The sequence below is a fragment of the Sphingomonas sp. Marseille-Q8236 genome, from assembly GCF_965112005.1.
The window spans coordinates 925,001-938,887 of sequence record NZ_CBCOPO010000002.1 but is presented as its reverse complement, the minus strand read 5'-3'; the positions used below and the strand labels follow the sequence as shown (position 1 = coordinate 938,887).

Sequence of the window (13,887 nt, the reverse complement as noted above, 5' to 3'; positions counted from 1 at the left end):
GATCGGCGGTCAATCCAGGGTATAGAGATAGGCCGCGATCGCGCGCGCTTCCGCTTCGCTCAACCCCTGGTCCGGCATACCCGTGCCGGGACGCATCCTCTGGGGATGCATCAGCCAGCGCGTGATCGTGTCGGGATCGTTGGGGAAAGCGCCCGCAATATGCGCACGGGTGACGATCCTGGACAAAGATGGCCCTACCCTGCCGGACGCGCCTGTGATTCCGGGAATATCATGACAGCCGCCGCAGCCGCGCTGCACGATAGCCGCACGCCCACTATCGACCCGGCCGCCGGTGATCGCCTCGGCATGGGTTCGCGTCTTTGCGCGGGTCTCGGCGTAGAGAGTGATCCCTGCGATGACCGCCGCGAGCATCGCGAGTCCGAACAAGGCGGCAAGCCACATCAGTGTCACAGGCACCGGGCGTCTATACATCGGCAGTCCTCAGCAGGCGCCGCATGACGATCAACGCGGCCGCCGCATGGACGACACCGCCGGGCACCCACATCAGCAGGCCTGCCAGTTGCTGATCCTCGGCGGGTGTCAGGCCGAAAGGCGCAAGGCCCAGCCGGGCATAACCCACATACCAAGGGCTCGTCGCAAAGGCCATCAATGCTCCCAGCGCGCCCGAGACGATCGAGGTCGCGACCAGGCACAGGGCGGCGGTTCCGGCCGCGACGTGGCGGCCGAGCATCGCATTCCAGAAGAACAGCGCACTGACGAGGAACGACAGGTGCTGCGCCGCGTGCCAGCCTTCATGGGCGAGCGCGAGGTCGAACAGGACAGGCGCATGCCATAACCACAAGGCCGTCGCCTGGACTAGCGTCGCCGTTACGGGTGCCGAAACCATGCGCCACGGCACCGCGATGACGGGCGCCACCACCAGCGAACCGATAGCACGCCTTGCCGCCGTCGGGAAAGCCCAGAGCATCGCGGGCAGAGGCTCGGCCAGCACCAGCAACGGCGCGGCGACCAGCATGATCAGCTCATGTTCGAACATATGCGCGGCGAAGGATCGCTCGCCCGCTTCATGGAGTGGCGAGACGAGCGCGATGCCGAGGATCAACCACCCCGTCGCGAAGAGCCATTTCCGCCGCCCCCGTGGCGCCCTGCCCCGGCCCGAACGCCCCGCTAGCCGCCGCCATCCGACCGCGAACAGCAGCATCGCGAACAGCAGCGGTACGACGATCCAGGGATCGAGGGTCCAGCCGGGCGGCTCGTCATGGGGCTGCCCGGTGTCGTGCGCCCAGGCGGGGGCGGCTAGGAACGCCAGCGCGGCCATGGCTTTCACGCGACGCATGGTGGAATCCAGAGAAGGGCGAGCGTCTGGAACAGGATCGCAAGCGCGAAGAAACCGGCCACCAGCATGGCGGACCGTGCCAGCCAGACGTCCGAAAGCGGGCTCCGCCGCGCCCGATACGGCCAACCGAACCACAGGGCGCCAAGGCACAGGGCAAGGCTGATGCCCCCCCAGCCGATCCCCAGGCCCGACCGTGCGCAATCGCCGTGCAGCACCGCCGACAGCCCCTGCTCGAACGCGAACCAGATGATCGGCGGCACGACGAGCGCGGCCCAGGCGCGGGCACGGATCCTCATAGCGCCCTCGGCGCCCAATAGATCAGCGCATAGAGCGGCAGCCAGGTCAGGACGACGAAGGACCAGTAATTGGCATTGTCCTCCACGTCGGAGAACTGGTCGTCGCCGATCTCATGGATGAACAGCCAGACCGCCTGGACCGCGCATTCGGCCCATTCGGTCACGATATGCGTCGTGTGGAGCACCAGCAGTAACCACAGGACCGAGCCATAGCCGTCCCGGTCCCACCGCACCCCCAGATGGGCGAACTCCGCCCCGCGCAGGGCCATCAGGATCAGGCCGATCAGGACCAACCCTGCCATGCCCCAGCGCACCGCCGCCGCCTTTTTGGCACGGGCGCAACGCAGCACCCAGAGGTTCGGCACGGTGCTGAGCACCAGCGCGGCGGTGAAGACCCCGCTCCACAACAGTCCGGGCAGCGTATCTCCGACTGGTGGCCAGACGGGGCTCTGCGTCATCAGATAAAGATAGGCCGCCGCCGCCAGCGCGAAGCCCGTCCCTTCGATGACCATGAAACCGACATTGCCCCACCAGACCAGGTGCCGCGCGCCGATCGCACCGGACGGCAGGCTCGACAGGTCGGAGACGACCTCGAACGGGCGTGGGGGCGAGGTGGTCATCCGCGGTTCCTTCGCGGGCGCTGCGGCCAGAACCAGCCGGTCAGGGCCGCGCCGATCGGCACCGCTCCGACCACGATCGCCCAGGGCGTGAAGATGCTGGCGATGAACATCACGCTGACCGCCAGCGCGGACAGAAGCGGCCAGATCGAGGGCGATGCGCTTTTTTGGCGATAGAGCGGATCGGCATCGGTGACGGAGGTGATGAGCACCTCGCGCCGCTCGATCGCGACTCCGTCCGCGACGCGCAACGGGGCGTCGCCGTTCCACATCGGCGTCAGGCTGTCGACCATGGGGGTATAGGCGAGGTTCCAGGACGGTGCGGGCGCTTCGCCCGCCCATTCCAGCGTCGAGCCGCCCCATGGGTCCGGCCCGGACGGCGCACCCCGCCAGTAGCAGACCAGCGCATTGGCGACGAACACCAGACCGCCCGCCACCGCAATCACGCTGCCCAGGGTGGCGACTTGGTTCAGTCCTTCCCACCCCATGCCCGCCGGATAGGTATAGACCCGCCGCGGCATGCCCAGCAGGCCGAGCAGGTGCATCGGGAAGAAGCCCAGATTGAACCCGCCGACGATCAGCGCAAAGGCGATCCGCCCCCAGCGCTCCGACATCATCCGCCCGGTTGCCTTGGGATACCAGTAACAGAACGCCCCGAAGAGCGGGAACATCGCGCCGCCGACCAGCACATAATGGAAATGCGCCACGATGAAGTAGCTGTCGGTCAGTTGCAGGTCGAGCGCCGCCGACGCGGTCATCACCCCCGACAGCCCACCGATCACGAAGGTCGTGACGAAGCCGACCACCCATAGCATCGGCGTTGTCAGCCAGGGCCGTCCGCTCCACATCGTGGCGATCCAGCAAAAGATCTGCAGCCCGGCGGGCAGCGCGATCGCCATGCTGGCGGCAGTGTAGAAATTGTTGCCGAGACGCGGGAGCCCGACCGCGAACATGTGGTGGACCCACAGACCGAAAGCGAGCGCGCCGATCGACAGGATCGCCAACACGATCACCGAATGACCAAAGAGCGCGCGGCGCGAAAACGTCTCGACGATCGCCGAGACGAATCCGGTTGCGGGCACGAAGATGATGTACACCTCCGGATGGCCGAAGAACCAGAAGAGGTGCTGGAACAGCAGCACGTCCCCGCCCCCGGCGGGCGAGAAGAAATGGGTCGAGACCAGTCGGTCGGCGATCAGCATCGACGTCACCAGCATGATCGCGGGCATCGACAGGATCGTCATGATCGACGCAACGAGCATCGCCCACAAAAAGACCGGCATCCGCGCCAGGGTCATACCGGGCGGTCGCATCTTCAGGATCGTCGCCGCGACATTGACCGAGGCGGCGAGAGCCGCGACCTCGGTAAAGGTGATCATCTGCGCCCAGATATCGGCGCGGTGGCCGGGGGCATAGGCAGGGCCGCTCAGCGGGGGATATTCGAACCAGCCCAGATCGGGGGTGACGTCCAAAGCATGGCTGATCCACAGCGTCAGCACACCACCGAGATACAGCCAATAGCTGAACGCCCCCAGTCGGGGAAACGCCATGTTGCGCTGTCCCAACATCAAGGGAACCAGCCAGAAGGCCATAGCCTCCATGACTGGCACCGAGACGAGGAACAGCATCGTCGACCCGTGCAGCGAGAAGCTCTCATTATAGAGCTGCGGCCCCATGCGGACATTTTCGGGTGTCGACAGCTGCCAGCGCATGTCGAGCGCCAACATGCCCGCCAGGAACATCAGGAGCAGCGCGGTGACGATATAGCGCGCCGCAATCCGCTTGTGATCGACGGTGGTCAGGAACCCCCACAACCCCGGCGGGTCGCGCCAAGTCAGCGACAGCCGGTCCAGCCGCGTCTGTTCGGGCCTCATCGCAGGCGCTCCAGATAGGTGGCGAGCGCATCGGCATCGGGCCCCGACAACGGCACGCTCGGCATTGCGGTGCCGGGCTTCAAGGCCTGGGGCTGCGCGATCCAACCCTGAAGATTACCCCGCGTCATGGTCAGCGTGCCCGCCGCGATCGAACGGCGCGCCGCAACATGGGTCAGGTCCGGCCCCGCCCGCCCCGACGCGCCTGTTCCGCGTATGGTATGACAGGCGGCACACGGCCCCGCGAAGACCGCCGCCCCGCGCGACGCGATGGCGGCGGCCGGTCGCGCCTGCGTCGCCAGCCAGGCGTCGAACGCGGCTGCGCTCTCCACCTTCACGTCGAGCGCCATATGTGCGTGCTGGGTTCCACAGAATTCGGCGCACTGGCCGCGAAACCAACCGATCCGGCGCGGCGTCAGGTCCAGGATATTGCGGCGCCCGGGGATCATGTCGAGCTTGCCCGCGACATTGGGCACCCAGAAGCTGTGGATCACATCCGCCGAGCCCAGCGCAAGCCGCGTCGTCCGGTCGCGCGGCAGGTGAAGCTCATTGGCGGTCTCGATCCATCGACCGGTTGCAGGATCGCGATATTCGATCCGCCACCACCATTGGTGTCCGGTCACGCGCACGATCATCGCGCTTTGCGCCCGCGAGGCGAACACCGCGCGGTCCGCGACGAAGCTGCCGATGATGAGGACGGTGAGACCGACGACGATGACGATGGCCGCCGCCCACAGGCCCCGCTCGGGCACCACCGCCGCCTCGCTCGCGGAACGGACGCGCCACAGGCTCCAGCCCAACCCGCCCAGAACCAGTACATAGATGACGCTACATACGGCCATCATCAGGAGGAACAGGCTATGCAACGCCGCCGCCTGATCACCCCCCGGTACCAGCGGCGACTGAATGCCCCGACAGCTGGCCAATGACAGCAGCGCGCCCGCCACGATGATCCGCATCATTGCGGACCCGACCATGCCGCCCCCCGGGGCTCGGCCTGCTGGTCGAGCGCGTGTCGCCGTCGCTTCTCAGGCGTGTGGCGTTCCAAGTCGCGAATATAGGCGGTCAACTGCCAGAGCGGCTCGACGGGAATCCGCGTCGCATAGGCCCGGTCGCCGTGACCATGCGCGATCGACGTGAAGACCGCCGCAAAGCCCCCGCCCCGCTTCCATCGCCCATCGGTCAGGTTGCGCGCACCCGGCGCGCCGTCGCCATGGCATCCGGTGCAACCATAATAGAGGAAATACCGGCCACCCTGCGCGATCTGGCCAAAATTGTCCTGATAATAAGCGATGCGCGGATCACGCTCTCCCACGGGGGCGGTTTGCGGCACCGTCGGGCCGATCTCTCTCGCTTCGTTGCTACATCCGCAAAGCAGCATAGCGAGGATGGCGGACGGTGTTCGTCGCATATCAGCGGCGGACATGGCTCGATTCGTGCCGGATTAGACTGGCATCATTACCCTGGCTTTGCCTCTCCTCCACACCGCGCTCCAACAATAAGAAGAACAGCTTTAATCAAAAAACGCGAAGCGTTCGATGATCCATGTCAATACATCACCTCTATTGCTAATATAGATAAATGATCGACTTATGCCTCCATATCTTTTTATCATGCGCAAGAATTATAGTCGCCACCGGCCAACGATTAGAAATCCAAATTGTTGATGCGCAACAACCTGTTTGGCGGACGTGAAGTCGGAACGCCCTCCTTCTGCCTCCGTTATTCCTTTACGAAGCGAGGAGCGCGTGATGAAAGCAGTCGCTTGGCACGGAATTGGTGATATCCGAATTGACGCGGCGCCCGAACCCCGTGTTCAGGAACCTATCGACGCCGTAGTTCGCCTGACCAAATCGGCGATTTCCGGCACCGATCTGCATTCGGTGCGTGGCACATTTGCGTGGATGCGGGTCGGCATGATCCGTGGCCATAAGGCGTCGGCATGGTCGAGGCATTGGGCGACTTGATATGCCGGTTAGAGGTCGGCGATCGTGTTACGATCTACTCGCTCATGGCCCACAGCCGCGGTTCCTATGGTCACCCCGGGGCATCATGTCCAATGCGCCAGCGCAAGGACCGCCTTTTCCGACGCGCGCCAGCCCAGCTGGCTGAAGGTCGCGCGTAAACCGGCGGCCTGCTCCGTGGCGAGACCCTGACTTGAGACCCATCTTCTCGTGACCCGAAAAGGCCCTTTCCTATGGTTTTGCAGCGCCCTGGGCGGAATTTTCCTGCTGCTTGGCCTGGTCTTCGTCGTCATACCTAAGGCCGGTGCGACGGTATATGGCATCGCGGGTGATGGTCGGGGCATGCTGCTCTATGCCCGTGCCGTCGGCATTCGCGATCTGGCCTTGTCAGCCTATCTGATCGGGTTGGCGTATGCAGGGTCGCTGCGGGCGTTGACGATCCTTACCGCCGGGACGATCGTTATACCGATAGGTGACATGGCGTTGCTGATCCTGTCAGATCGCAGCCTCGACCTTCCTTATGTCCTGCATGCGAGTTCTGCGTTGTGCTTTGCGGCCACGGCATTTTGGGGACGTGCCCTCATCAAAACAGCTTCGGCGGGAATAATAACCATCTGAAATCGTCATATTTTCTATCTTCGAGTCGAGGTGACCGGGATGACAGAAGATCGAACAGGAAAACGCGTCGTCATCACCGGCGCGTCCAGTGGCATCGGCGCGGCGACGGCCATTGCGTTCGCCAAGGACGGCGCGCAGCTGATGCTGGCAGCACGAGGGCAAGCGGGCCTCGATGATATCGCCGCGAAGTGCCGTGCCGCTGGCGGACAGGCCCATGTCCGGGTCCTCGACGTAACCGACGCGCCCGCCGTGGCCGAATTCGCCGCCGAGGCCGCCGAGACGCTTGCAGGAATCGATGTCTGGTTCAGCAATGTCGGCGTCGGAGTCGTCGGACGGTATGAGGACGTGCCGATCTCCGATCATGCACAGGTCGTGGCCTCCAATCTGGTCGGCCATATGAACGACGTCCATGCGGTACTGCCGATCTTCCTGGCGCAGGATCATGGCATTTTCATCAACATGATCTCGGTCGGCGGCTTTGTCGCGACACCCTATGCGGCCGCCTATTCGGCCAGCAAGTTCGGGCTGCGTGGGTTTAGCGAGGCGTTACGCGGCGAACTGTCAAAGAACCCGCGCATCCATATCTGCGATGTCTATCCGACCTTCGTCGATACGCCCGGCATCGACCATGCCAGAAATTATACCGGCGCGAAGCTGTCGCTGCCACCCGGTTCGCTGGCGCCGGAAACCGTGGCGAAGGCGGTCGTCCGCCTTGCCGACCACCCCCGCAATACGACCGCGATCGGTGCCCCCGCGATGGTCCTGAAGCTGAACCAGTTGCTGATCCCCAATCTGGCGGCCGGGATCATGAACGGCTTCATGGATAGCTGGACCCGCAAGGCCAATAGTGGTGGAGACAGTAGCGGCGCGCTGTTCAAGCCAACCGCAACACCCAGCGGAGTCGACGGCGGTCGGCGCCACCCCGAAGGGCGACGAAAGGCCCGCATCATGGGCGTCAGTGCCGCGCTCGGCGGTCTTGTCGTGATCAGCGCATTGGCCAGGCGACGCCAATAGCATCGCCTGGCCATATCGATGCCCATCGCGACCGGCACATGCCCTGCTCGCCACCTTGGATCCGTCCGCCCTCAACGGGAACGCATAAGCATGGGCACCACGTCGTCACCTTCGAATAATGAAGCAAATAGGGGCAAAACCGACGGTTGGAGCGGCCCATGACGTGGGCTACCAGTCATCGGGTGGCATCCCTGCCATTTGCGCGCAAGTTCGGCCGTGCACCGCTCCCGCCGCACCATCCCAATGCGCTGATCAACGACGTCATCCACGACCGGATGATCGATCCGAATTGGTCGGCCTTGCAGCGGACCTTCGTCGACAAGGAAACGGCAAAAGCCGAGGCACAGCGACGTTTCCTTACCCTCCGCATCCCGAAGACGCTGGCTGTCATGCCGGTCGAGACATTGACGTCGCCCGAGCAACTCTTCGACCGGCTTCGTCCGTATGCCGGTACGTATGCCGTCGCGAAGCCGACCCATGCCAGTGGCGGCGTCGTCTTCCTGCGCGATCTCGTCGATCCTGCGCCTTTGCGTGAACTATACGACCTGGCTTCGATCGATTACGCCGCGATCCTGCGCGAAATGCAATATTGGCGACTGCCGCGAAAGATCATCGTCGAAATGCTGATACCGGCGCATCGCTCGGGACCGCCCGACGATTACAAGTTCCATTGCATCCATGGCGAGCCGCTATTGTGCCAGATCGACCATGGGCGGTTCGAACAGCCTTGGAGCCGCTTGTTCCGCGTGCCGCAGTTCGATGCGATGGATGAAAGCGGTGGCCTGACCGCGTCAAACGGTTTCGCCATGGCGACGCGCGACCGGCTGGACATGATGACCGCCACTGCCCGAGCGCTGTTGGCGCCGTTCGAGTTTGTCCGCGTTGACCTGTACGATGGCCGCGACGGCATCTATTTCGGAGAACTCACCTTCACGCTCGCCGCGTCGCTGGGCATCGCGCCATCCGGCGCCGGTGTTCATCGGGAAACGGCGACGCACCATATCTACAGTCGCCCCCTCATCGACGCGCTGCGCCGGGCATGGGAGGCGAGCTAACCCCCTTCGATCAGTGCCTTGATCCGCGTCGCCATGGCTTCCATGGCAAAGGGCTCGGTCATGACAGGCATACCTGGTTCGAGCTGCCCGCTGCCCACCGTAGCGTTTGACGCATAGCAGGTGATGAACAGGACTTTCAGATCGGGTCGAGTCATATGGGCGGCATCAGCCATCTGGCGTTCATTCATGCCGCTTGGCAAACTGACATCTGAAGCCAGAAGGTCAGTCTCCGTATTGGACACGCGCATGGCGACACATCGCCTCAGCTCCATTTCGTGGAACCGTGCCATGCGTTCGTCCAGTGTCCCGTTGGACGTTCGCCGGTTAGCCTCCTTCTTCCGGCATTGCGTCGCTCGGTTTGATACAGAGGTTTGAGAAGGGCATTTTCCACCAATTGCGATCTACCAACGTGGCCCATAGCTCTGCCTGCTCCACAGGCGGGGTGCTCAGTCCAGCTTGACTAGTCGTACTCTGACAGCATCAGTGCCAGAGACGAAGAAACGGGTCGCACTTAGTATTAGCTGGCGACCGGCTATCAGCCACCTTTAAAGCGCTTTGCCACCGTCCAGCGACGGATGAACGAAGGGCCCCTTAAACCACCCAGCCGGAAAACGGTCATTCCGCAAACCACCATCGGCAGGCGTTCAAGCCCCCTGCCCTGCTGCCTGAATGAACGTCCGCTTCTCCGCGATCAATGCCCGAAAGCGGCCATTCCGCTATCCACCAGTTTTGAGCAGTCCTACCGACATCATGAGGTCGGTGGTCAAACTACCTCATAGGGCGATGCGTCGTTCATTTCTGATAACTGGGATGGATTGGTCGAACCCCGCCCCCGGCGACATTTGCCAGGACGGGGTGGGTGAAGACGATCACCCGGTCCTGTATCTCTATCGCCAGATAATCCGGGTGCCAGCCAAAGACCGCAGATTTACCTCCCTGCCCGCGTTCGATCCTCGATAGCTGCGACGCGGATATGCCGCTGTAACGCGACAGGTCCGACAGGCGCCATCCCAATGCGATGCGCCCCCCCCCCTCAATGCTCGGCAAAGATTGTCGCGCTGCAAATCCTGCAGCGTGTCAGGTTCTTGCCTAGGTGGTGAGCGCGTCACACCGGGGTCGGCAACATCAGGCCAGTCAATCATGAAAATGTCCATGATCGCCACCAGCGTCTCCGATCGTGGCCAGGCACGGTCATGCTCAATCCGCGACAGCGCTACCCGGCTTATGCCGACGCGGTGTGCAAAGACCTTGGGCGGCAGGGGCTCATCGGTGCCAGCGCCGGCCAGCCGGTGCGCCCGGATGATCTGACCAAGGTTGTCCTTGAGCCTGGCATAGCCAGGCGGAAGGCGCATCCGGGCGGGCTTTCGGTGGGCCATCGAAATAGGATCTAACGATTGTGTATCGTTGATGCACGCCCAAATTCTGTCTTCCTATCACCGCCCCATGGCCATTGCGCGGATCTCGTGGGTGAAAAATGCAGAAAGCGAGAAGGCGTTGGCCGAACTCGTGCAGCTGCTCGCCCGGCAGCTGGCGGCGGAACACCGCCACACCGCGTCCTCTGCACGGCCCCCAACAGAAAAGGCTCCAACCCCATGACCATTTCCGGCCAACGTCGCATCGCACTGTACGGCAGACATTCGACCACCCTGCAAACGGCCACGTCGTCCGACGATCAGGTTGCGGCGTGTGCGCCGCTCGTCAATTCACTCGGTGGCAGGGTCGTGGCAACCTGGCTCGATCCAGAGATTTCAGGCTATCGGCGCGACCGCCCCGGGCTGAAAGGGTTGCTTGCAGCCGTCGAGGCGGGTGAGGTCGACCTCATTGTATGCGAGTCACTGGACCGGCTGGCGCGTGACGCGGAGGACGTAGCCTGGCTGGGCAAGAAACTGCCCTATCACCGCGTCCATCTGCATACGATCAGCGAAGGCCGGGTCGACGAGATCAAGTTCGCCGTCGCGGGCCTGATGGGCGCGATCTTCCTCAAACACCTTGTCGACAAGACTTTGCGTGGCATGGAGGCGGCGGTCCTGGCAGGGCGTTTCGCCGGAGGACGCGCTTATGGCTACAAGCGCGTCATCCAGCTCGATGCGAAAGGCGAACTCGTCCGTGGGCTGCTCGCGATCGACGAGGCAAAGGCAGACATGGTTCGCCAAATTTATCGATGGTTCGCTGGCGGCCTGTCGTCCATCCAGATTGCCACCCGCCTGAACGCTGACGGCGTTCCCGGGCCCCGTGGCGGCCCATGGAATGCCTCGACCATCCGGGGCGACCCAAAGAAGCTGGTCGGCATCCTTAACAACCCCCTCTATACGGGACGGCTTGTCTGGAAACGTCGACACTGGCGCCGCGATCCGGACTCGGAGAAGCGCGAACGGCGCTATCAGCTTCGAGACCCCAGCGAGTGGATCGAAGTGGCGGTCCCGGACCTCCGCATCGTCGATGATAGTGACTTCGAGGCGGTGCAGGCGGAATTGAACGCCCGGAAGCGCACCACCACGTCGCCGCCACTGGCCCAGGGTAATCGCAACAGGCATCTGCTATCCGGCCTGATCCGATGCAGTTGCTGCGGGTCCAACTACACGATCAGCGGCAAGGACTATTATCGCTGCGCCAGTCAGAAGGAACGTGGCACCTGTGACAACAGGCTATCGGTCCGCAAGGGGCCCCTGGAAGAGGCAAGCCTGACGGCTATCCAGCACCACCTGCTCACCGAAGACCATGTCCGCCTGTTCATTGCGGAATATGAGCGCGAAGCCACGCGACTTGCGCGGATCGACAGCCACGAGGCTGACACGGCCAGGATCCGGCTGCAGCAACTCGAGCGCGAACTTGGCAATCTGTATGAAAATCTGCTGGCGGGTATCGCCAGCCCTGCCCTGCGTCAGATGATCGACGAACGGGAGACGGAGAAGGCCCGTCTCATCTCGCGAAACGCTATCGTCGACAAAGGCGTGGTCTCGCATCGCACGCTTCCAACGCCATCCGCTCTGCAAGCCCAGTTTCAGGCGCGGATCGCCGACCTGCGCATCACGCTGGCAGATCCTGCGGTACGCGGGCAGGCTGCATCGATCATGTCGCGGCTTATCGAGAGCGTGACGATCTATCCGGATGAACCGGCTGGTCCTGCAGCGGAGGTGGTGGCCAGCGTGGCGTCATTGGTGGCGTATGCCCTAAACGACAACGCCGCCCGTGAGGGCGGCGTATCGAGTTCTATAGCGGTGGTTGCGGGGGCAGGATTTGAACCTGCGGCCTTCAGGTTATGAGCCTGACGAGCTACCGGGCTGCTCCACCCCGCGACACTGGGTATAGGGGCAAGGACGAGTGAATGGGTTTTTGTATTCGCGGGCTGTAATGCCTGGCGACGCCCTACTCTTCCACTGCTTGAGCAGTAGTACCATTGGCGCAGTCGGGTTTCACGGCCGAGTTCGGGATGGGATCGGGTGGGACACCGACGCTATGGCCACCAGGCAATAGAGTCCGCGAATAACAATCCCCATCAAGTGGTACTTGATGGGGGCCCCGAGGGGAGGAGACCTCGCTTCGGGGGATTGGGTATAAAATCGATGCACCTGGCTTGGTAATGACCGCACCCTGCCATCTAGCCCAGGGCTGATGGTGGGGGTGTGGAGCTCTCAAGCGCGAATAGGACAATTAGTATCGGTTAGCTCCATGCGTTACCGCACTTCCACATCCGATCTATCAAGGTCGTGGTCTTCGACCGTCCTGAGAAATCTTATCTTGAGGGAGGCTTCCCGCTTAGATGCTTTCAGCGGTTATCCCGTCCGTACATAGCTACCCTGCTGCGCCGTTGGCACGACGACAGGTACACCAGAGGTACGTTCAACCCGGTCCTCTCGTACTAGGGTCAACTCCTCTCAAATTTCGACGCCCACGGCAGATAGGGACCAAACTGTCTCGCGACGTTCTGAACCCAGCTCACGTACCACTTTAATTGGCGAACAGCCAAACCCTTGGGACCTGCTCCAGCCCCAGGATGTGATGAGCCGACATCGAGGTGCCAAACAACCCCGTCGATATGAGCTCTTGGGGGTTATCAGCCTGTTATCCCCGGCGTACCTTTTATCCGTTGAGCGATGGCCCTTCCACGAGGGACCACCGGATCACTATGACCGACTTTCGTCTCTGCTCGACTTGTCAGTCTCGCAGTCAGGCTGGCTTATGCCATTGCACTCTAACAGCCGGTTTCCAACCGGCCTGAGCCAACCTTCGCGCGCCTCCGTTACTCTTTAGGAGGCGACCGCCCCAGTCAAACTACCCGCCACAGAGGGTCCCTGTACCGGTTTCACGGTACGAGGTTAGACATTAAACAACAACAGGGTGGTATTTCACCTATGGCTCCACATCGGCTGGCGCCAATGCTTCAAAGCCTCCCACCTATGCTACACAGTTCTTGTCCAATGCCACTCTGAAGCTGCAGTAAAGGTGCACGGGGTCTTTCCGTCTAACCGCGGGTACTCCGCATCTTCACGGAGAATTCAATTTCGCTGAGCATGTCCTGGAGACAGTGGGGAAGTCGTTACGCCATTCGTGCAGGTCGGAACTTACCCGACAAGGAATTTCGCTACCTTAGGACCGTTATAGTTACGGCCGCCGTTTACCTGGGCTTCATTTCAGAGCTTGCACTCCTCCACTTAACCTTCAGGCACCGGGCAGGCGTCAGGCCCTATACGTCGTCTTGAAGCCGACTTAGCAGAGCCCTGTGTTTTTGCTAAACAGTCGCTACCCCCTGGCCTGTGCCCCCCATGAGAGCTTGCGCTTACATGGGGCCTCCTTCTTCCGAAGGTACGGAGGCAATTTGCCGAGTTCCTTCAGGACACTTCTCTCAAGCGCCTTGGTATACTCTACCTGACCACCTGTGTCGGTTTCGGGTACGGTCTATACGGTGGGGCTATTTCCCGGGACCTCTTCGAGGCACGTCCAATCCGATAAGGACGTACAACACACGAGATCCGTCACACACCACCAGGCCCACGAATATTAACGTGGTTCCCATCGACTACCCCCTTCGGGCTCGTCTTAGGGGCCGGCTCACCCTGCGCGGATTAGCCTTGCGCAGGAACCCTTGGTCTTTCGGCGAGAGGGCATCTCACCCTCTTTATCGCTACTCATGTCTGCATTCGCACTTCCGATACCT

General features: G+C 62.4%; 13 protein-coding genes, 1 tRNA gene, 2 rRNA genes and 2 pseudogenes (1 of these 18 running past the window's edge). 4 read left to right on the top strand and 14 right to left on the bottom strand.

What is annotated here, in order from left to right:
* Positions 1-9: 9 nt before the first annotated feature.
* From ACWPWT_RS16855 to ACWPWT_RS16825, 7 genes are read right to left on the bottom strand one after another with little or no spacing between them, the layout of a single operon-like run.
* Positions 10-417, bottom strand: a complete 408-nt coding sequence (locus ACWPWT_RS16855; protein ID WP_454280649.1) for a c-type cytochrome — start codon at positions 415-417, stop codon at positions 10-12.
* Between the two features lie 7 nt (positions 418-424).
* Complete coding sequence (locus tag ACWPWT_RS16850; protein ID WP_454280648.1) at positions 425-1,297, bottom strand: cytochrome c oxidase assembly protein; 873 nt, start codon at positions 1,295-1,297, stop codon at positions 425-427.
* Positions 1,285-1,593 (bottom strand): hypothetical protein, encoded by a 309-nt coding sequence (locus ACWPWT_RS16845; RefSeq protein ID WP_454280647.1) that lies wholly within the window; start codon positions 1,591-1,593, stop codon positions 1,285-1,287. The genes ACWPWT_RS16850 and ACWPWT_RS16845 overlap by 13 nt, the downstream gene beginning before the upstream one ends.
* Positions 1,590-2,213: a cytochrome c oxidase subunit 3 gene (locus tag ACWPWT_RS16840; RefSeq protein WP_454280646.1), complete on the bottom strand. Its 624-nt coding sequence runs from the start codon at positions 2,211-2,213 to the stop codon at positions 1,590-1,592. Before ACWPWT_RS16840 ends, ACWPWT_RS16845 begins: the two co-directional genes overlap by 4 nt.
* Positions 2,210-4,084, bottom strand: a complete 1,875-nt coding sequence (locus tag ACWPWT_RS16835; protein WP_454280645.1) for a cbb3-type cytochrome c oxidase subunit I — start codon at positions 4,082-4,084, stop codon at positions 2,210-2,212. The genes ACWPWT_RS16840 and ACWPWT_RS16835 overlap by 4 nt, the downstream gene beginning before the upstream one ends.
* Complete coding sequence (coxB, locus tag ACWPWT_RS16830; protein ID WP_454280644.1) at positions 4,081-5,058, bottom strand: cytochrome c oxidase subunit II; 978 nt, start codon at positions 5,056-5,058, stop codon at positions 4,081-4,083. Before coxB ends, ACWPWT_RS16835 begins: the two co-directional genes overlap by 4 nt.
* Positions 5,040-5,414 (bottom strand): hypothetical protein, encoded by a 375-nt coding sequence (locus ACWPWT_RS16825; protein WP_454280643.1) that lies wholly within the window; start codon positions 5,412-5,414, stop codon positions 5,040-5,042. The genes coxB and ACWPWT_RS16825 overlap by 19 nt, the downstream gene beginning before the upstream one ends.
* An 841-nt stretch (positions 5,415-6,255) precedes the next feature.
* On the opposite strand from ACWPWT_RS16825, the gene ACWPWT_RS16820 reads away from it, so the two are divergent.
* From ACWPWT_RS16820 to ACWPWT_RS16810, 3 genes are all read left to right on the top strand, one after another.
* The gene (locus ACWPWT_RS16820; RefSeq protein ID WP_454280642.1) at positions 6,256-6,663 is read left to right on the top strand and encodes a DUF4267 domain-containing protein; all 408 of its coding nucleotides are present in this window, start codon (positions 6,256-6,258) and stop codon (positions 6,661-6,663) included.
* 39 nt (positions 6,664-6,702) lie between these two features.
* Positions 6,703-7,677 (top strand): SDR family oxidoreductase, encoded by a 975-nt coding sequence (locus ACWPWT_RS16815; protein WP_454280641.1) that lies wholly within the window; start codon positions 6,703-6,705, stop codon positions 7,675-7,677.
* 182 nt (positions 7,678-7,859) lie between these two features.
* Positions 7,860-8,732, top strand: coding sequence for an ATP-grasp fold amidoligase family protein (locus ACWPWT_RS16810; RefSeq protein ID WP_454280640.1), 873 nt, complete (start codon positions 7,860-7,862; stop codon positions 8,730-8,732).
* Here ACWPWT_RS16810 and ACWPWT_RS16805 read toward each other — a convergent pair.
* The 3 genes and pseudogenes from ACWPWT_RS16805 to ACWPWT_RS16795 all read right to left on the bottom strand — a co-directional run.
* Positions 8,729-9,022, bottom strand: a complete 294-nt coding sequence (locus ACWPWT_RS16805; protein ID WP_454280639.1) for a response regulator — start codon at positions 9,020-9,022, stop codon at positions 8,729-8,731. The genes ACWPWT_RS16810 and ACWPWT_RS16805 overlap by 4 nt on opposite strands.
* A 502-nt stretch (positions 9,023-9,524) precedes the next feature.
* On the bottom strand, positions 9,525-9,746 hold the full coding sequence (locus ACWPWT_RS16800) for a helix-turn-helix domain-containing protein (RefSeq protein ID WP_454280638.1): 222 nt from the start codon (positions 9,744-9,746) through the stop codon (positions 9,525-9,527).
* 140 nt (positions 9,747-9,886) lie between these two features.
* Positions 9,887-10,084, bottom strand: a pseudogene (locus ACWPWT_RS16795) (helix-turn-helix domain-containing protein); the annotation flags it as partial.
* A gap of 240 nt (positions 10,085-10,324) precedes the next feature.
* On the opposite strand from ACWPWT_RS16795, the pseudogene ACWPWT_RS16790 reads away from it, so the two are divergent.
* Positions 10,325-11,365: pseudogene (locus tag ACWPWT_RS16790) on the top strand (recombinase family protein); the annotation flags it as partial.
* Positions 11,366-11,377: 12 nt separating this feature from the next.
* Here the strand turns inward: ACWPWT_RS16790 and ACWPWT_RS16785 are convergent.
* The 4 genes from ACWPWT_RS16785 to ACWPWT_RS16770 form a co-directional block, all read right to left on the bottom strand.
* Positions 11,378-11,695 (bottom strand): hypothetical protein, encoded by a 318-nt coding sequence (locus ACWPWT_RS16785; RefSeq protein ID WP_454280637.1) that lies wholly within the window; start codon positions 11,693-11,695, stop codon positions 11,378-11,380.
* Between the two features lie 256 nt (positions 11,696-11,951).
* Positions 11,952-12,028: transfer RNA gene (locus ACWPWT_RS16780), tRNA-Met, on the bottom strand.
* A gap of 57 nt (positions 12,029-12,085) precedes the next feature.
* Positions 12,086-12,200 (bottom strand): 5S ribosomal RNA (gene rrf / locus ACWPWT_RS16775).
* A gap of 163 nt (positions 12,201-12,363) precedes the next feature.
* Positions 12,364-13,887, bottom strand: a 23S ribosomal RNA gene (locus ACWPWT_RS16770) (it continues 1,267 nt past the right edge of the window).

Excerpts from the sequence above, each read along its gene's own strand:
- ACWPWT_RS16815 (WP_454280641.1), top strand. The coding sequence starts at position 6,703 with ATGACAGAAGATCGAACAGGAAAACGCGTCGTCATCACCGGCGCGTCC.
- ACWPWT_RS16835 (WP_454280645.1), bottom strand. The coding sequence starts at position 4,084 with ATGAGGCCCGAACAGACGCGGCTGGACCGGCTGTCGCTGACTTGGCGC.
- ACWPWT_RS16845 (WP_454280647.1), bottom strand. The coding sequence starts at position 1,593 with ATGAGGATCCGTGCCCGCGCCTGGGCCGCGCTCGTCGTGCCGCCGATC.
- ACWPWT_RS16840 (WP_454280646.1), bottom strand. The coding sequence starts at position 2,213 with ATGACCACCTCGCCCCCACGCCCGTTCGAGGTCGTCTCCGACCTGTCG.
- coxB (WP_454280644.1), bottom strand. The coding sequence starts at position 5,058 with ATGGTCGGGTCCGCAATGATGCGGATCATCGTGGCGGGCGCGCTGCTG.
- ACWPWT_RS16785 (WP_454280637.1), bottom strand. The coding sequence starts at position 11,695 with ATGCGAGACCACGCCTTTGTCGACGATAGCGTTTCGCGAGATGAGACG.
- ACWPWT_RS16805 (WP_454280639.1), bottom strand. The coding sequence starts at position 9,022 with ATGGCACGGTTCCACGAAATGGAGCTGAGGCGATGTGTCGCCATGCGC.
- ACWPWT_RS16850 (WP_454280648.1), bottom strand. The coding sequence starts at position 1,297 with ATGCGTCGCGTGAAAGCCATGGCCGCGCTGGCGTTCCTAGCCGCCCCC.